Here is a 16,918-nt window from a genome sequence, read left to right as displayed (position 1 = left end):
CAACGCGGCACGGGTGCGCCGGTTTCGTGTTTCGCTGCACGGTATGTTGCGCTTACAAAATCGTGGCAACCCACTTGACCCGGGCGACAAGCCAATTAGTAAGTCTTGCATACAAATCCGGTGTGCCGGACGGGAGAGATTCGCGAAATGGAGGTTCCGTGCTTCCCGCGTAGCCAACGAGGCGTCTCCCCGAAGCCGGACACCGGAAGGCACGCTCCCCGCGTCAACCCGCGGGAGAAGGGAGAGCAGGGCGGAAGATGAGCAATATTACCCTCTATCACTGGGAGCCGAATGCGAATTCGGGCAAACCCATGCTCGCGCTCATGGAAAAGGGCGTGAAGTTCGACAGCCATTACATCGACATGCTGAACTTCGACCAGCACAAGCCGGAATACCTGGCGATCAATCCGCAGGGCACGATCCCCGCGATGACCCATGGCGACCGTGTTCTGGTCGAATCGACCGCGATCATGGAATACGTGAACGAGGAATTCGGCGGCCCCGACCTGATGCCGGCCGACGCGCGCGACCGCTGGCGCATCCGCTGGTGGATGAAGTTCATGGACCAGTGGCTTGCGCCCAGCTTTTCCATGTTCGGCTGGAAGTTCTTCGTCGGCCCCAACGCACTGAAGGCGCACGGACGCGAGAAGATCGAAGCGCAGATCGAACAGATTCCCCTGCCCGAACGCCGCACCGCATGGCGCAAGGCGGTGTTCGGCCTGTTCAGTGAGGACGAGATGGCCGAAAGCGGCCGCCGCATAGAACTGGGCATCAAGATGCTGGAGGAAGAGCTGGGCAAGCGCGAATGGCTGGCGAGCGACCAGTATTCGCTGGCCGACGTCAACGGCTTCAACCTCGCCTATGCGATGCCGCTGTCGCAGCCGCACCTCGCCAACGATGAACTGACGCCCAACATCATGCGCTGGCTGCGCGCGATCTATCGCCGCCCGGCGACGCGCGAATGCTGGAAACTGGGCCGCACGCCGATGGCGAGCCGTGTCGAGATTCTGGAACAGGACTATATCCCGCCCCGCGACGAAGCAGAGGGCATTTCGAGCGGAGTACGCTAAGATGAGCACCATTCTCTATCACGGCGAACCCAACGGCCCCTCGCTTGCGGTGCTGGCTGCGCTGGGCGAAAGCGGGCTGAATGTCGAATGCAAGGCAATCGACCTTCTTAAAGGAGAGCGCCACACTCTTGCGCAAGTGACAGAGCCGGTCGCGCGCGACATGGGCGTGGAAGGCGAAGGCCCGGTGCTGGTGATTGACGGCGAAGCGATGACCGAAAGCGTGTTCATCGCCCAGTACCTCGATGAAAGCGGCGCGAACACGCTCCAGCCCAGCGACGCCTATGCCCACTGGCAGATGATGATGTGGTGCCGCCGCATTACAGAGCGCGCCGCGCCCGCCGCGGCGTTCCTGGGTTGCAAGGCGAGTGCGCACGATGCGCTGGCCGCGATGGACGATGCGGCGTTCGCAGCGCTCACCGCCAACATCGCCAGCGATGATCTGCGCGCGCGGTGGGCATCGGTCCGCGCGGGGGACTTCCCCGACGTGCCAACGGCGGACAGCGTGACCAAGGTAACCGACGCGGTGAACATGGTGGACGAGCAACTGGCCGACGGGCGCGAATGGCTGATGGGCGACCTGACCATCGCCGATTTCGAAACCTATGGCTGGCTGTCGGGCATGGCCGAAGTCGTGCCCGAAGCCTTTGCCGGGAAGGACCGTGCCGCCGCCTGGATGGACCGCGTGAAGGCGCGCCCGTCCGTGCAGGCCGCGCTGGCCCGCGCGACAACCGCAACCCCCGAAGCCAGCTGGGCGCCGGGGCCTGAAATCAACCGTTGGGGCTAAGGAAGACAAGCCATGCGTGCCATCGACTATTTCGACCGGGGCCATGACCGCGATCCGCAGCGGCTGGCCGTAATCGACACCGAAACCGGGCTGAAGCTCACGTTCGCGGAAGTGAAAGACCTGTCCGAACGCATCGCCGCCGCGATGCAGAAGCACGGCTTCGAAAACCAGGACCTGCTGGGCCTTTATGGTCCGAACGACGGGATGTTGCTGGTCGTGCTGCTCGCCATGTGGCGCGCCAACGGCAAGTGGATTCCGGTCAACACACGCAACGCGATCGACGCCAACGCGGGTTACATCAACTACGTGCGTTGCAAGTGGCTGGTCTATCATTCGTCGAAGGTCGACGAGGTGGAGCAGCTCAAGAAGCTCTGCCCGGTGATGCAGCACTTCATCTGCCTCGACAGGCGCATGGGCGACGATCCCAGCCTTGAGGAGTTCATGGCCGGCGTAACGTCGGCGGATTTCGTCGAGCCAGAAATCGACGCCTTCGGCAACCTGTCCGACCTTGTCGGCATCTTCCCCACCGGCGGCACGACCGGCCCTTCGAAGGGGGCGAACGTGACGAACCTCGGCTGGGGGACGATGATCGAAACCGCGGCGGACGCGATGGGCGGACGCACCGATTCCCCCGTCGCGCTCGTTTCCGCGCCGATCACGCACGCGGCGGGGCCGATCGCGCTGTCCACGCTTTCGCTGGGCGCGACGCAGGTGATCCTGCCCGGCTTCGATGCAGAGCGCGTGCTGACGACGATCGAGGAATACAAGGTCACGCACATGTACCTGCCGCCCACGGCGCTGTACCAGTTGCTGGCCTCTCCGGAGATCGGGGATCACGATTATTCGTCGCTGAAGATCTTCATCCTCGTCGGCTCGCCCTGTTCGCCGGAAAAGCTGCGCCAGGCGGTCGAAACCTTCGGCCCCGCCATGTGCCAGTCCTATGGCCAGGTCGAATGTCCGATGATCGTGGCGTGGTTCCCGCCAGAGGACGTGGCGAAGTTCGCCTACGAAGCGCCGGAAAAGCTCGCGGCCTGCGGCAAGCCGACCCGCTCGATCAAGGTCGCGCTGCTGGATGACGACGGCAACCAGGTGCCGCTGGGCGAAGCGGGCGAGATCTGCGTGCGCGGCGCGCTGGTGACCGATTCGTATTTCGAAAAGCCCGAAGAGACGGCCGAGATCCGCAAGTTCGGCTGGCACCACACGGGCGACGTCGGCAAGTTCGACAAGGACGGATACCTTTATATCGTCGACCGCAAGAAGGACATGGTCGTTTCGGGCGGCTTCAACGTCTTCACCGCCGAAGTGGAGGCCGCCGTTACGGAACTGCCGCAAGTGCGCGAAGCCGCGGTGTTCGGAATTCCGCATGAAAAGTGGGGCGAACAGGTCCACGCCGCCGTGGTTGCTGACGGCATCACCGCAGAGGAAATCATCGCCCATGCAAAGGCGCGGCTGGGCGGCGTGAAGGCGCCCAAGTCCGTCGAATTTCTTGACTCGATTCCGCGCACGGCGGCTGGCAAGATGGACAAGAAGGCGCTTCGCACCAAGTACTGGGGCGAAAACGCGCGGATGGTCAACTAGGGGCGGGATCGGCATTGGCCGGACTGCCGACGGAGAGGTTACTGATCTGATGCGAATGAAGAATATCGCGCTCATCGCAGCGCTGCTTCCACTGGCCGCATGCAATATGCCCGGTGGCGGCAAGTCCGGCGTGACGCTGGCGAAGGACGGTGTCACCGATGCGATGATCGCGGCGGCCGAAACCGGCGAATGGCTCAGTTATGGCAAGGGCTATGACGAGCAGCGCTATTCCAAGCTCGCCCAGATCAACGACCAGACCGTCGGCAAGCTGGGCCTTGCCTGGTATTCCGATCTCGATACCGCGCGCGGGCAGGAAGCCACGCCGCTGATGCATGACGGCGTGCTTTATACCAGCACCGCGTGGTCGAAGGTGCTCGCCTTCGATGCGAAGACCGGCAAGAAGCTGTGGGCCTATGATCCCAAGGTGCCGCGCGACACGCTGGTTCGCGCCTGCTGCGACGCGGTGAATCGCGGCGTCGCGCTTTATGGCGACAAGGTCTATGTCGGCACGCTCGACGGGCGGCTCGTCGCGCTCGACCAGAAGACCGGCAAGGAAGTGTGGTCGCGCGTCGTGGTGCCCGACCAGAAAAACTATTCGATCACCGGCGCCCCGCGCATCGTGAAGGGCATGGTGGTGATCGGGTCCGGCGGCGCGGAATACAATGCGCGCGGCTATGTCTCGGCCTATGACGCGCAGACCGGCAAGACCGTGTGGACCTTCCACACCGTGCCGGGCAACCCGGCGGACGGTTTCGACAAGGAAGGCGTCAACGCCAAGGCCATGCAGGCCGCCGCGAAGACCTGGGGCAACTCCAACTGGTGGAAATACGGCGGTGGCGGCACCGTGTGGGATTCGATCGTTTACGATCCCGATCTCAACATGGTCTATTTCGGCACCGGCAATGCCGAGCCGTGGAACCCCGGCGCCAACGGGCGCGACGGGGACAGCCTCTATACCTCGTCGATCGTCGCGGTGAACGCCGATACCGGCAAGTACCAGTGGCACTATCAGGAAACGCCCGAAGACCGCTGGGACTTCGACAGCGACGCGCCGATCACGGTCGCCACGCTGAACATAGACGGGCAGGAACGTCGCGTGCTGATGCACGCGCCGAAGAACGGCTTTTTCTATGTGATCGACGCGAAGACCGGAAAGCTGATTTCGGCCAAGGGCTTCGTACCGCAGAACTGGACGACGGGCATCGACCCGGAAACGGGCAGCGCGAAGATCGCGCCCGATGCGAAGTACGAAAAGACCGGAAAGCCCTTCATCGGCGTGCCCGGCGCGGGCGGCGCGCATAGCTGGCAGCCGATGAGTTTCAGCCCGAAGACCGGCTATGTCTATATCCCGGTGAACAACGCGGCTTTCCCCTATGCCCCGGCACAGGACTGGAAGCCTTCGGACATCGGGTTCCAGACCGCGCAAGACAGCGCGCTTGTCGCGATGCCGGCCAACAAGTCCGCGCGCGAGGCGGCGGCCAAGGCGACCACCGGCACGCTGCTGGCGTGGGACCCGGTAAAGCAGGCGCCGGCCTGGAAGGTCGAACAGGTCGGCCCGTGGAACGGCGGCACGCTGGCGACGGCGGGCAACCTGGTGTTCCAGGGCAACGCCGCGGGCGATTTCGTCGCCTATACCGCCGATACCGGCAAGAAGCTGTGGTCGTTCCCGTCGCAGACGGGGATCATCGCGGCACCGATGACTTATTCGATCGACGGCCAGCAATACGTTGCGATCATGGTCGGCTGGGGCGGCGTTTGGGATATCGCCACCGGCGTGCTGGCCGACAAGTCGGGCGGAGAACGCAACATCAGCCGCCTGCTGGTGTTCAAATTGGGAGCGGACGGCAAGCTGCCCGCGCCGCCGCCCGAAGCGAAGCGTGTGCTCGACCCGCCGCCTTCGACCGGCACGCCCGAACAGATCGCCAGGGGTGCGCAGCTCTATGGCCGGTACTGTTCGGTCTGCCACGGAGACGCGGCGGTGGCGGGCGGGCTTAACCCCGACCTTCGCCACTCGGGCGCCATCGGATCGCTTGACGTGATGAAGGCCATCGTCATCGACGGCCAGCTTCACGAAAACGGCATGGTTTCGTTCAAGTCCGCGCTGAACGAAAAGGATGTCGACGATATCCGCCTCTATGTCATCAAGCGGGCCAACGAGGACAAGGCCCTGGGCGACAAGTAAGGTTAGTAGGCAAGCGCGCGGGGACCGGACGGCCCCCGCGCGAACAGAACCGAAGCACGCAAGCCGAAGCAAGGGGGGCAGGTTAACCGCGACGCGCTGCGCGACCTGTCTTTCGCTGCATAAATTTGTATGCAACACGAACGAATTTCGCTATTCTCGATGCTACGTCAACGACACCTGGAGAGGACCCGGACATGAACGACATGGCGACCATTTCCCGCGTGCAGCCCGAATATTCGGCTGCTGCCAAGGCTTTCCTCGCGCGGAAGCCGCAACTGTTCATCAATAACGAATGGGTCGACAGTTCGCACGGCGCGACCATCGACGTGGAAGACCCTTCGACCGGCAAGATCATCGGCAAGGTCGTCGACGCGTCGGACCGTGACGTGGATCGCGCGGTCATGGCCGCGCGTGCCGCGTTCGACGATGGACGCTGGTCGGGCCTTCCGCCGATGGCGCGCGAACGCATCATGATCCGTCTTGCCGACCTGATCGAGGCGAATGCCGACGAACTGGCCGAACTGGAAGCGATCGACAACGGCAAGCCCAAGACGATGGCGGGCGCGGTCGACGTTCCGGGCGCGGCCAGCCACATCCGCTTCATGGCCGGCTGGGCCAGCAAGGTGAACGGCGAGGTGATCCAGCCCTACACGATGCCCGAAGGCGCCGTGTTCGGTTATACGCGCAAGGAGCCGGTGGGCGTGTGCGCGCAGATCGTGCCGTGGAACTTCCCGCTGCTGATGGCCTGCCTGAAGATCGCCCCGGCGCTGGCTGCGGGCTGCACCACCGTGCTGAAGCCGGCTGAGCAGACCAGCCTTACCGCGCTGCGCCTGGCGGACCTGATCGCGGAGGCCGGTTTCCCGGCGGGCGTGGTCAACGTGATCACCGGCAACGGCCACACCGCGGGCGACCGTATGGTCAAGCATCCGGAAGTGGACAAGGTGGCCTTCACCGGTTCGACCGAGATCGGCAAGCTGATCAACAGGAACGCCACCGAAAGCCTGAAGCGCGTGACGCTGGAACTGGGCGGCAAGAGCCCGGTGGTGGTCATGCCCGATGTCGACGTTGCGGCCACCGCGCCGGGCGTTGCGGGCGCGATCTTCTTCAACTCGGGCCAGGTCTGCGTTGCCGGTTCGCGCCTTTATGCGCACAAGTCTGTGTTCGACCAGGTTCTGGAAGGCATGGCCGAAACCGCGCCGTTCTGGGCGCCGCGCCCCTCGCTCGATCCCGAAGCGCACATGGGTCCGCTGGTTTCCAAGGAACAGCACGACCGCGTGATGGGCTATATCGAGGCGGGCAAGCGCGATGGCGCCAGCGTGGTGATGGGCGGCGACAGCCCCGAAGGCTATTACGTCAACCCCACCATCCTTGCCGACGTGAACCCGCAGATGAGCGTGGTTCGCGAGGAAATCTTTGGCCCGGTCGTCGTCGCCCAGCGTTTTGACGACCTGGACGAAGTGGCCAAGGAGGCGAACAACACCTGTTATGGCCTGGGCGCGGGCGTGTGGACCAAGGACGTGTCCACGCTTCACAAGTTGGCCGGCAAGATCAAGGCGGGCACTGTCTGGGGCAACTGCCACGCAATGATCGACACGGCGCTGCCATTCGGTGGTTACAAGGAATCGGGCCTGGGCCGCGAACAGGGCCGCCAGGGCGTCGAAGCCTACATGGAAACCAAGACGGTCATCGTCCAGCTGTAAACCGTGCATTCGTCATTCCCGCCAGGCCGGGAATCCAGCCGGTAAATCGAACTGGATTCCCGCCTGCGCGGGAATGACGACCCTATTATCCGGAGCAATCCCATGCCCATCAACCTCAACGAAATCGAGGCGATCGACGTCCACGTCCATGCCGAAGTGTCTTGCCACGATCCGGAAGACCCGGTGATGGGCAAGTTCTTCGATGCGGCCAGCGCCTATTTCAAGGCGCCGCGCGAACGTCCCAAGATGCCCGAGATCGCGGAAATCTATCGCGAACAGAAGATCGCCTTCTGCCTGTTCACGGTCGATGCCGAATGCGGCATGGGCGCCAAGCGCGTGTCGAACTATGAAATCGCGGAATTCGCCGCGAAGAACGACGACATCTGCATCCCCTTCGCCTCTATCGATCCGCACAAGGGCAAGTATGGCGCGCGCGAGGCACGCGACCTTGTCGAGAACTACGGCGTCAAGGGCTTCAAGTTCCACGGTATCGCGCAGAACGTGCACCCGGCGGACCAGGTCGGTTATCCGATCTATGAAGTGATCAACGAATACAAGCTGCCCGCGATCTTCCACACCGGCCATTCGGGCATGGGCACCGGAATGCGCGGCGGCGGCGGGATGCGCCTGAAATACGGGCAGCCGATGCTGGTGGACGACGTGGCGGTGGATTTCCCCGACATGAAGATCATCCTTGCCCACCCGTCTTGGCCGTGGGTGGATGAAAGCCTGTCGATGGCGCTGCACAAGGACAACGTGTTCATCGACCTGTCGGGCTGGTCGCCCAAGTATTTCGCGCCGCAGATCATCCAGTACGCCAACACGCAGTTGAAGAAGAAGATGATGTTCGGTTCCGACTTCCCGCTGATCCATCCCAAGAAGTGGATCGATGCGGCAAAGAACGTGGGCTTCAAGGACGAGATCATGCCCGGCATCATGAAGGACAACGCCGCGCGCGTCCTGGGACTGGCCTGACGGCCCCTGAAGGACAAGGGGCAGCAACAATGGACTTCGCCGATCGCCACGTGGTCATCACAGGCGCATCGACCGGAATCGGTCGTGCCACCGCCGACCGCGTCCACGCCGCCGGTGGCAAGGTAACGCTGATCGCGCGCAGCGCGGGCAAACTTGCGGCGGCGTGCGAGGAACTGGGGGGGCGGGCCGCATGGGTTGCCGCCGACGCGGGAAACAAGGCGCAACTGATCGCCGCGCTGGATGAAGCGGTTGCGGTGAACGGGCCTGTCGACGGGCTGTTCCTCAACGCCGGCACGGGCGGCAGCTTCGCGCCCGTCTCGGAATATCCGGACGAGGTTTTCGACGCGGTGATGGCGGTAAACCTCAAGGGGCCGTTCTGGGCGATTGCCCACGTGCTCCCGCAGATGGCGGCGCGCGGCAAGGGCGCGATCCTTGTGACGGGCAGCCTCGCGTCAGAACGCGGCATGGCGAACAATGTCGGCTATGTCGCCAGCAAGCACGCGGTGCTGGGCCTTTCGCGCGCCGTGGCGCTGGAAGGCGGGCCACAAGGCGTGCGCTGCAATTGCGTGATTCCCGGATTTATCGAAACGCCGATGCTCGACGCTTTGCCGCCCGACGCATGGGAAACAATGGCCGCGCGTGTGCCCCAGCGCCGCACCGGCAAATCGCGGGAACTGGCCGAAGTGGCCGCGTTCCTGCTGTCCGACGCCGCCAGCCACGTAACCGGCCAGGCGCTTGCGGTGGATGGCGGCGTGCTGGGCACGCTTGAGGTCTGAACGAACAGGAGGGACAGGCGCGATGGCGCTTAAATACTATCACGCCGAACCGCTGGCGAACTCGCTCAAGTCGATGGTGCCGCTGAAGGAAAAGGGTCTTGCCTACGAAAGCGTCTATGTCGACCTGCACAAGTTCGAACAGCATTCGGACTGGTTCGTGGCGATCAACCCCGAAGGGCAGGTGCCGGTGCTCGACCATGACGGCACGATCATCACGCACACCACGGTAATCAATGAATACCTGGAAGACGTTTTCCCCGACCGGCAGCCCGAAAGCGGCCCGCTTCGCCCGAAAGACCCGGTGGGCGCGGCGCGGATGCGGTACTGGAACAAGTTCGTGGACGAGCATGTGATGAACCACGTCTCGATGCACGGCTGGCACCGGCTGGTCGGCGTGATCGCGCGCAACATCGACAGCGGCGATTTCGAGGAACTGATGAGCCACGTTCCGCTGCCCGACCAGCGCAAGAAGTGGATGACCGCGCGTTCGGGCTTTTCCGAAGCCGATCTGGCGAACGCGAAGGAAAAGATCGAATACGCGCTGGCCAAGGTCGAAAAGCAGCTTGGCGAAACCGCGTGGCTGGCGGGCGATGCCTATACGCTGGCGGACATCAACTTCTATGCGCACTGCGGCATGATGGTGGAACGCATGTTCCCTGAAATGGACGTGGCAAATCGCTTCCCGCGCCTCGTCGACTGGCGTGAGCGGGTGACGGCGCGGCCCGCCGTGGCCGAAGCCCTGAAAAGCGAGGATCGCACCGCGCCGGGCCTGCGCACCTGGTCGGGAGATCGCTGATGCAGGCCGACATTATCGACGGGCGCGCGCTGGCGCGGCAGGTTCTGGCCGAAGTGGCCGAAGGCGCGAAAATGCTGGACCGGCCGCCGGGCCTTGCCGTGATCATCGCGGGCGACGATCCGGCGAGCCACGTCTATGTGCGCACCAAGGTGAAGCGCGCGGAGGAACTGGGATTCCTGACTGAAAAGATCCAGCTTCCCGCCGACTGCGGCGAAGCGCGCGTGCTGGAAGAAGTGGCGAAGCTGAACGCGCGCGACGAGATCGACGGCATCCTTGTCCAGCTTCCGCTTCCCGCCGATATCAACACTTTGCGCGTGATGGCGGCGGTCGATCCCGCGAAGGACGTCGACGGGCTGCATGCGCTCAACGCCGGGCGGCTGACGCAAGGATCGGGCGGGCTGATCCCGTGCACGCCGCTGGGCTGCATGAAGATCATCAAGTCGGTCATTCCCGACCTTACCGGAAGCCACGCGGTGGTGATCGGCAGTTCCAACATCGTTGGCAAGCCGATGGCGGCGCTGCTGCTGGAAGAGCATGCCACCGTCACCCAGTGCCATATCCACACGCGCGATACGAAGTTCGTTTGCCGCGGTGCGGACATCATCGTTTCGGCGGTGGGCAAGCCGGGGCTGGTGAATGCGGACTGGATCAAGCCGCGCGCGGTGGTGATAGACGTCGGCACCACGCGCGTGCCCAAGGCAGACGGCAGCGGTTACACGCTGAAGGGCGATGTCGATTTCGACGAGGCCGTGAAGGTCGCCGGTGCGATCACGCCGGTTCCGGGCGGGGTTGGACCCATGACCATCGCCTGCCTGATGGAAAACACGCTCACCGCGGCGAAGATGCGCAAGGAAGCGAAGGAAAACGAATGGCCGGTTTTGTCCTGATCCACGGGTCGTGGCACGGCGGCTGGTGTTTCGATCCCGTCGCCGAAATCCTGCGCGCGCGCGGTCACACCGTTGTTGCGCCGGACCTCCCCGGCATGGGCGGTTCGGCGGAAGAACTCGCCGCGGTCACGCTTGATTCCTGGGGTGAATTTGCTGCGCAGCAATGCCGCGAGATGCGCGCGGCGAATGTCGGCCCTGTGGTTCTGGCCGGGCACAGCCGCGGCGGGCTGGTGGTCAGCACGGCGGCGGAAATGGCGCCGGATGCGATGGATGCGCTGGTCTATGTCTGCGCGATGATGCTGCCCGACGGGATGAGCCGGGCGGAGTTCAAGCAACTTGAAGGCCCGAACCCCGATTTCGACGCCATCATCTCGAAAGTTGCCGGCGGGGCGGGCACGGTGGTCGATCCCGCGCGCGCCGCGCCGGTCTTCGCGCAAGTCTCTCCGCCCGAACTGGTCGCCGCCGCGCTGCCGCGCCTTGTGGCGGAACCGCACGGCCCGCGCTCGCAGAAGCTGCACCTTACGCCCGAACGCTGGGGCTCGCTCGCGCGCACATATGTGGAATGCACGCTGGACCGCACGATCCCTATCGATAGCCAGCGCAAGATGCAGGCCATGTCGCCGGGTGCGAACGTCGTCACGCTGGAGGCGGATCACAGCCCCTATCTTTCGAAGCCGGTCGAACTGGCGAATGCGCTGGAAGGGGCGGTTCCAAAGGCATAAGTTTGCCGCACGGCATGGGAGAAAGCGCGATGTTCGAGGTAAGGCTGAGCCCGCACGGCAGGTTCGACAATTCGGCGCGCGCATACCGGCACATCCGCGTCGAACCGATTGCGGCGGCGATGGGGGCGCAAGTGGTCGGATCGCAGATCGCCGACCTTACCGATGCCGCCTTCGCCGAAGTGCAGGACGCCCTGTGGCGGCACAAGATGATCGTTTTTGCCGACCAGACCATCACCCATGCCGACCACGAGGCGTTCAGCGCGCGTTTCGGGGACTTCGCGGTGGATGCCTATACGCAGGGCGTGGAAGGGCACCGCAATGTCCATCCGCTGATCAAGGAAGCCGATCATTCCAGCAAGGCGCTGTTCGGAAGCGGTTGGCATACGGACAGCCCGTTCCTGGACGAGCCGCCCTCTGTCACCATCCTGCGCTCGGTCGAGGTGCCGCCCTATGGCGGGGACACGGTGTGGGCCAACAGCGCGCTTGCCTATCGCATGCTAAGCCCCGCGATGCAGGACATGCTGCGCCCGCTGAAAGTGCACATGTCGGCAGCCGCCAACGCCGCGACGCAGGAAAAGGTGAGCGGAAAGCCCATGGCCTTCGCCACCGACGAACGCCGCAATGCCGCGTTCCAGGGCAACTTCCATCCGCTGGTGCGCACGCATCCCGTTACAGGCGAACTGGCGCTTTACGTGGACGAGGTTTACGCGGTCGGGATTGAAGGGATGACCTGGGAAGAGAGCCGCCCGCTGCTTGATTTCCTGACTCGCCATATCACCCAGCACGCCTTCACATGCCGTTTGCGCTGGCGGCCCGGCATGATCGCGATGTGGGACAACCGCGCCGCGCTGCATCTTGCCGCGAACGATTACGACGGGTTCCGGCGCGAGATGTATCGCACCACGATGGCGGGCGCGCGGCCGGTTTGACCGCCGCGTTCAATCGCCGAAGAAATTGAGCTCAAGCAGCACGTTGTTGGGATCGGCGACGAAGATCTGGCGAAGGCCGACCGCAGCGATGTGGTTCACCTGATAGTCGAGATCGCGATCCTCGATCCGCCGTATCATCTCGTCGTATCCGGTGCAGTTCAGCGCAACGTGGTGCACCGCCCCGGTCAGGTCGCCCGGATGAACGTCCCGGTCGAAGGCGCGCGGGCAATCGACGGAGTTGATGTGCAGGATGGCCTTGCCGCCCTTGTCGAACATCCACTGTGCATTCTGCGGGGTCAGCGGGGCAGGGGCGTCACGCCGCTCAAGCCCGAGGAATTCCTTGTAGAATTCCGCCGTGCCGTTGAGGTTGTCCGTGATGATGTTGACGTGATCGAGCGCGTTGACCTGCATGTTCCCTCTCCTTGCAATCCCCGCATTCATCGCGGACCCGTCGAAAGCTGCGGCTGGGCTGCGCCTTTCGACGGGTCCGGGACAAACCGAATCGGTTGATCGTCAGCTCTTGAATACCACGGTCTTCCCGCCGTTGAGCAGCGCGCGATCCTGCAAGTGCAGGCGCACCGCTTCGGCCAGCACGCGGCGTTCGATGTCGCGGCCCTTGCGGACAAGGTCTTCGGGCGTATCCGCGTGGGTGATCGATTCCACGTCCTGGTGGATGATCGGCCCTTCATCAAGGTCCGCGGTCACATAGTGGCCGGTCGCGCCGATCATCTTCACGCCGCGCGCATGCGCCTGGTGATAGGGCTTCGCGCCCTTGAAGCTGGGCAGGAACGAGTGGTGGATGTTGATGCAGCGGCCCGACAGGAACTTGGCCATGTCGTCCGACAGAATCTGCATATAGCGCGCCAGCACGACCAGCTCGGCGCCGGTTTCCTCGACGATTTTCTTTACCTGCGCTTCCTGCTGCGGCTTGGTGTCCTTGGTGATCGGCAGGTGGTGGAAGGGGATGTCGCCGATCAGCGACGTGGTCAGCACTTCGCGCGGGTGGTTGCAGATCACGCCGACCACCTCCATCGGCAGTTCGCCGATCTTCATGCGATAGAGAAGGTCGCCCAGGCAGTGATCGAACTTCGACACCATGAGGATGACCTTGCGCTTCTGCGAGGTGTCGCGAAGGTGCCATTCCATCGCGAATTGCTGCGCAACATCGGCGAATCCCTTCTTCAGCGAATCAACGCTGTGGCTATCGGGATCGAAAACGACGCGCATGAAGAAGCGGCCCGATTCGAGGTCATCGAATTGCTGCGCTTCCAGAACGTTGGTGCCGGCATCGGCCAGGAACCCCGAAACGCGGGCGACAATGCCCGGCGTATCGGCGCAGGAAATGGTCAGGATAAGCGGTGCAGACATCTTTTTCCTCTCCCGTTCGTGAAACGCGCCCACATCGATGCGCGATTTCCGATTGCGAATCTGGTGCAATATTGTATGTGCTACATACAAATTTCAACCGGCCAAATCCAGCGGGAGAGTAAAAATGGCTGCAACCAACCTCGAACAGGTCCTTCAGGCGAGTGGCAACACCGTCGAGATGCTGCGCAACTCGCAACTCGGCGCCTATGTCTATCCGGTCGTCGCGCCCGAATTTTCCAACTGGCGCTCCGAACAGTGGGCCTGGCAGCACAGCGCGGTGCTGTTCGATCAGTCGCACCACATGGTCAACCTCTACATCCGCGGCAAAGACGCGCTGAAGCTGCTGACCGACACGATGATCAACAGCCCCAAGGGCTGGACGGTCAACAAGGCGAAGCAGTACGTCCCCACCACGCCTTACGGCCACGTGATCGGTGACGGCATCATCTTCTGGGAAGAGGAAGAAAGCTTCACCTATGTCGGCCGCGCCCCGGCCAGCAACTGGCTGCGCTATCACGGCGAAACCGGCGGCTATGACTGCGAGATCGAGCTGGACGACCGTTCGCCGATGCGCCTCATGGGCAAGCCGGCCAAGCGCAAGGAATGGCGCTTCCAGATCCAGGGTCCGCAGGCCTGGAACGTGATCGAGAAGCTGCATGGCGGCCCGCTCGAAAAGCTCAAGTTCTTCAACATGAGCACCATGAACATCGCCGGCCGCGAGGTGCGCACGCTGCGCCACGGCATGTCGGGCGCGCCGGGCCTTGAAATCTGGGGTCCGTATGAAGAGCAGGAAGAAATCCGCCACGCGATCCTGGAAGCGGGCAAGGAATTCGGCCTGATCCCGTGCGGCAGCCGCGCATACCCGTCGAACACCCTCGAATCGGGCTGGATCCCCTCGCCGCTGCCGGCCATCTACACCGGCGACAAGCTGAAGGGCTTCCGCGAATGGCTTGGTGCCGACAGCTATGAAGCGACCGGCTCGATCGGCGGTTCGTTCGTTTCGGACAATATCGAGGACTATTACCTCAACCCCTGGGAACTGGGTTACGGCTTCTTCGTGAAGTTCGACCACGATTTCCACGGCCGCGAGGCGCTGGAGAAGCTCGATCCCGCCAAGCAGCGCAAGAAGGTGACACTGGCCTGGAACCCCGAGGACATGAGCAAGATCATGTCGTCGCTGTTCAACCCCGATGGCGAGCAGTACAAGTTCTTCGATACGCCGCTGGCGAACTATGCCTCGTCGAACTATGACCGGGTGGTGGATGCCAACGGCAAGACCGTCGGCTTCTCGATGTTCACCGGTTATTCGTACAACGAAAAGCAGGCGCTCAGCCTCGCAACGGTCGATCCGGAAATCCCCGAGGGAACCGAGCTGCGCGTTGTGTGGGGCGAAGAGAACGGCGGCACCCGCAAGACGACCGTCGAGCCGCACAAGCAGATAGAGGTCCGCGCGATCGTTTCGCCGGTCCCCTACAGCCGCGTTGCCCGCGAATCGTATCACACCGGCTGGCGCAGCGAAGGCTGAGCCACGCAATCGCTTGCCGCCCGGACCGCGCCAAGCGCGGCCGGGCGGCGACGCTATTCTTGAGGGGGAGGGCCATGGCCACACCGCAAATCCATCCCAACTGGGACAAGACGCCGGATATCATCACCGACGGCTTCAGCCTGGAGATGACCGCGAAGGACGAACCCAAGCTGCGCGAAGCCGCGCCGCTTATTCCCGCCGATACCCCGATCGCGATCACGTTCCTGCCCGGCGAGGACGTGGAAGCGCGCGTCGCCGCCACGGTTGCGGTGCGCGAACTGGGCTTCGAGCCGATGCCGCACTTTTCCGCGCGCCGCATCCTTTCGACCGACGACTTCGAAGGCTACCTCAAGGCCGTGGTGGAGCAGGCGGGGGTGAAGCGCTGCTTTATCGTCGCGGGCGACCCGCCGGAACCGCAAGGCCCCTATTCGGATACCTCGGCGCTGATCGCCACCGGCGCGTTCGAACGTGCGGGCGTGCAGGCGATCGGCATTGGCGGGCACCCGGAAGGGCACCCCAACATGACGGTCGACGAATGCTGGGACGTTCTGGAAAAGAAGGTCGCCGAAATCGAACGCCGTGGCATGGCGCCGCTGATCGTAACCCAGTTCGGGTTCGATCCCGACGCGTTCCTGGCATGGCTGAAGGAACTGCGCGCGCGCGGTGTCGATTGTCCGGTGCGCATCGGTGTGCCCGGTCCGGCCGGCATCAAGCGCCTGCTTGCCTATGCCGCGCGTTGCGGCGTGGGTGCATCGACGTCGGTCCTGAAGAAATACGGCATTTCGGTCACCAATCTGCTGGGCAGCGCGGGGCCGGACAAGCTGGTCGATGCCTTCGCCAACGGCCTTGGGTCCGAACACGGCCGCGTGCGCTTGCACTTCTATCCGTTCGGCGGCATGACCAAGACGCTTGAGTGGATTCACGACTACGAAAAGAGGCATGGCGCTGCATGACAGATTACGTCCTCGTCCACGGCGCATGGGGCGGGGGCTGGACGTTTGACCGGCTGGCAGCGGACCTGCGCCACGCCGGTCATCGCGTTGTCGTCGCGCAGCTGACAGGGCTGGGCGCGCACGCGACGGAACTCAATCCCGCGATAACGCTGACCAGGCATATCGACGATGTCTGCCACCAGATCGCCCACGCCGGGTTCAGCCGCTTCGTGCTGGTCGGCCATTCCTATGGCGGGATGGTCGTCACCGGCGTTGCCGGAAAGCTTGGCGCGCGCATCGATGCGCTGGTCTATCTAGACGCGTTCCTGCCCGAAGACGGCCAGTCGCTGTGGGACACGGTCGGCGAATTCGAGCACAACCATTATATAGACAGCCAGAAGTTCACGCCGGGCCTTGTCGCTCCGCTGCCCGGCCTCGACAACCCGCGGCTGGGACGGCACCCGTTGCTGACCCTGATCGAGGCGGTGCGCTTCTCCGGTGAAGAGGCCAAGGTGAAGCGGCGGATCTATGTCTTCGCCGCCGGTTGGCAGCCAACGCCGTTCACCCGCTTTCGCGACCGGGTGAAGGGCGACCCGGCGTGGGAATACCACGAGGCTGACGCCAGCCACGACGTGATGGGCGACCAGCCGGAACAGGTGCTGCAAATCCTGCTCGGTTGCATGGGCAACTGACT

At 63.6% G+C, this 16,918-nt stretch carries 16 protein-coding genes; 14 read left to right on the top strand and 2 right to left on the bottom strand.

The genetic code is table 11. The features are described from left to right. Window positions 1-257 precede the first annotated feature (257 nt). From RXV95_RS14090 to RXV95_RS14040, 11 genes are all read left to right on the top strand, one after another. The gene (locus RXV95_RS14090) at window positions 258-1,070 is read left to right on the top strand and encodes a glutathione S-transferase family protein (protein ID WP_338466663.1); all 813 of its coding nucleotides are present in this window, start codon (window positions 258-260) and stop codon (window positions 1,068-1,070) included. 1 nt (window position 1,071) lies between these two features. Next, window positions 1,072-1,854: a glutathione S-transferase family protein gene (locus RXV95_RS14085; protein ID WP_338466662.1), complete on the top strand. Its 783-nt coding sequence runs from the start codon at window positions 1,072-1,074 to the stop codon at window positions 1,852-1,854. 12 nt (window positions 1,855-1,866) lie between these two features. Further along, window positions 1,867-3,432 (top strand): AMP-binding protein, encoded by a 1,566-nt coding sequence (locus RXV95_RS14080; protein WP_338466661.1) that lies wholly within the window; start codon window positions 1,867-1,869, stop codon window positions 3,430-3,432. A 49-nt stretch (window positions 3,433-3,481) separates the two neighbouring features. Then, complete coding sequence (locus RXV95_RS14075; protein WP_338466660.1) at window positions 3,482-5,614, top strand: PQQ-dependent dehydrogenase, methanol/ethanol family; 2,133 nt, start codon at window positions 3,482-3,484, stop codon at window positions 5,612-5,614. Between the two features lie 194 nt (window positions 5,615-5,808). Then, entirely contained in the window at window positions 5,809-7,314 is a 1,506-nt protein-coding gene (locus RXV95_RS14070) for an aldehyde dehydrogenase family protein (RefSeq protein ID WP_338466659.1), read from the top strand. A 102-nt stretch (window positions 7,315-7,416) separates the two neighbouring features. After that, window positions 7,417-8,289 (top strand): amidohydrolase family protein, encoded by an 873-nt coding sequence (locus RXV95_RS14065; RefSeq protein ID WP_338466658.1) that lies wholly within the window; start codon window positions 7,417-7,419, stop codon window positions 8,287-8,289. A gap of 29 nt (window positions 8,290-8,318) precedes the next feature. Next, window positions 8,319-9,065, top strand: coding sequence for an SDR family NAD(P)-dependent oxidoreductase (locus tag RXV95_RS14060; RefSeq protein WP_338466657.1), 747 nt, complete (start codon window positions 8,319-8,321; stop codon window positions 9,063-9,065). A 22-nt stretch (window positions 9,066-9,087) separates the two neighbouring features. Beyond that, the gene (locus RXV95_RS14055; protein ID WP_338466656.1) at window positions 9,088-9,861 is read left to right on the top strand and encodes a glutathione S-transferase family protein; all 774 of its coding nucleotides are present in this window, start codon (window positions 9,088-9,090) and stop codon (window positions 9,859-9,861) included. Beyond that, window positions 9,861-10,748, top strand: a complete 888-nt coding sequence (locus RXV95_RS14050) for a tetrahydrofolate dehydrogenase/cyclohydrolase catalytic domain-containing protein (RefSeq protein WP_338466655.1) — start codon at window positions 9,861-9,863, stop codon at window positions 10,746-10,748. The genes RXV95_RS14055 and RXV95_RS14050 overlap by 1 nt, the downstream gene beginning before the upstream one ends. Continuing rightward, window positions 10,730-11,470, top strand: coding sequence for an alpha/beta hydrolase (locus RXV95_RS14045; RefSeq protein ID WP_338466654.1), 741 nt, complete (start codon window positions 10,730-10,732; stop codon window positions 11,468-11,470). Before RXV95_RS14050 ends, RXV95_RS14045 begins: the two co-directional genes overlap by 19 nt. Before the next feature lie 29 nt (window positions 11,471-11,499). Further along, window positions 11,500-12,399: a TauD/TfdA family dioxygenase gene (locus RXV95_RS14040; RefSeq protein ID WP_338466653.1), complete on the top strand. Its 900-nt coding sequence runs from the start codon at window positions 11,500-11,502 to the stop codon at window positions 12,397-12,399. Window positions 12,400-12,408: 9 nt separating this feature from the next. Here the strand turns inward: RXV95_RS14040 and RXV95_RS14035 are convergent, their stop codons facing one another. Continuing rightward, complete coding sequence (locus RXV95_RS14035) at window positions 12,409-12,810, bottom strand: VOC family protein (RefSeq protein ID WP_338466652.1); 402 nt, start codon at window positions 12,808-12,810, stop codon at window positions 12,409-12,411. Between the two features lie 102 nt (window positions 12,811-12,912). Further along, window positions 12,913-13,767 carry a formyltetrahydrofolate deformylase gene (gene purU, locus RXV95_RS14030; RefSeq protein WP_338466651.1) on the bottom strand — a complete coding sequence of 285 codons (855 nt, stop codon included), beginning with the start codon at window positions 13,765-13,767 and terminating at the stop codon, window positions 12,913-12,915. A 124-nt stretch (window positions 13,768-13,891) separates the two neighbouring features. Here purU and RXV95_RS14025 point away from each other — a divergent pair, with 124 nt between their 5' ends. The 3 genes from RXV95_RS14025 to RXV95_RS14015 all read left to right on the top strand — a co-directional run bounded on the left by RXV95_RS14025 (window position 13,892) and on the right by RXV95_RS14015 (window position 16,916). Next, on the top strand, window positions 13,892-15,292 hold the full coding sequence (locus tag RXV95_RS14025) for an aminomethyl transferase family protein (RefSeq protein WP_338466650.1): 1,401 nt from the start codon (window positions 13,892-13,894) through the stop codon (window positions 15,290-15,292). A gap of 74 nt (window positions 15,293-15,366) precedes the next feature. Beyond that, window positions 15,367-16,245, top strand: a complete 879-nt coding sequence (locus tag RXV95_RS14020) for a methylenetetrahydrofolate reductase (protein WP_338466649.1) — start codon at window positions 15,367-15,369, stop codon at window positions 16,243-16,245. Continuing rightward, window positions 16,242-16,916: an alpha/beta hydrolase gene (locus RXV95_RS14015; RefSeq protein WP_338466648.1), complete on the top strand. Its 675-nt coding sequence runs from the start codon at window positions 16,242-16,244 to the stop codon at window positions 16,914-16,916. The genes RXV95_RS14020 and RXV95_RS14015 overlap by 4 nt, the downstream gene beginning before the upstream one ends. The last annotated feature ends 2 nt before the right edge of the window (window positions 16,917-16,918 follow it).

The organism is Novosphingobium sp. ZN18A2 (assembly GCF_036784765.1).
Lineage (GTDB): Bacteria > Pseudomonadota > Alphaproteobacteria > Sphingomonadales > Sphingomonadaceae > Novosphingobium.
Note: the sequence above shows the minus strand (reverse complement) of the source record. Positions and strands in the feature narration are given on the sequence as shown.

Coding starts and splice junctions, on each gene's coding strand:
- RXV95_RS14080 (WP_338466661.1), top strand. CDS start 1,867: ATGCGTGCCATCGACTATTTCGACCGGGGCCATGACCGCGATCCGCAG.
- RXV95_RS14040 (WP_338466653.1), top strand. CDS start 11,500: ATGTTCGAGGTAAGGCTGAGCCCGCACGGCAGGTTCGACAATTCGGCG.
- RXV95_RS14070 (WP_338466659.1), top strand. CDS start 5,809: ATGAACGACATGGCGACCATTTCCCGCGTGCAGCCCGAATATTCGGCT.
- RXV95_RS14045 (WP_338466654.1), top strand. CDS start 10,730: ATGGCCGGTTTTGTCCTGATCCACGGGTCGTGGCACGGCGGCTGGTGT.
- RXV95_RS14035 (WP_338466652.1), bottom strand. CDS start 12,810: ATGCAGGTCAACGCGCTCGATCACGTCAACATCATCACGGACAACCTC.
- RXV95_RS14090 (WP_338466663.1), top strand. CDS start 258: ATGAGCAATATTACCCTCTATCACTGGGAGCCGAATGCGAATTCGGGC.
- RXV95_RS14020 (WP_338466649.1), top strand. CDS start 15,367: ATGGCCACACCGCAAATCCATCCCAACTGGGACAAGACGCCGGATATC.
- RXV95_RS14065 (WP_338466658.1), top strand. CDS start 7,417: ATGCCCATCAACCTCAACGAAATCGAGGCGATCGACGTCCACGTCCAT.
- RXV95_RS14025 (WP_338466650.1), top strand. CDS start 13,892: ATGGCTGCAACCAACCTCGAACAGGTCCTTCAGGCGAGTGGCAACACC.
- RXV95_RS14075 (WP_338466660.1), top strand. CDS start 3,482: ATGCGAATGAAGAATATCGCGCTCATCGCAGCGCTGCTTCCACTGGCC.
- RXV95_RS14060 (WP_338466657.1), top strand. CDS start 8,319: ATGGACTTCGCCGATCGCCACGTGGTCATCACAGGCGCATCGACCGGA.
- RXV95_RS14055 (WP_338466656.1), top strand. CDS start 9,088: ATGGCGCTTAAATACTATCACGCCGAACCGCTGGCGAACTCGCTCAAG.
- purU (WP_338466651.1), bottom strand. CDS start 13,767: ATGTCTGCACCGCTTATCCTGACCATTTCCTGCGCCGATACGCCGGGC.
- RXV95_RS14015 (WP_338466648.1), top strand. CDS start 16,242: ATGACAGATTACGTCCTCGTCCACGGCGCATGGGGCGGGGGCTGGACG.
- RXV95_RS14085 (WP_338466662.1), top strand. CDS start 1,072: ATGAGCACCATTCTCTATCACGGCGAACCCAACGGCCCCTCGCTTGCG.
- RXV95_RS14050 (WP_338466655.1), top strand. CDS start 9,861: ATGCAGGCCGACATTATCGACGGGCGCGCGCTGGCGCGGCAGGTTCTG.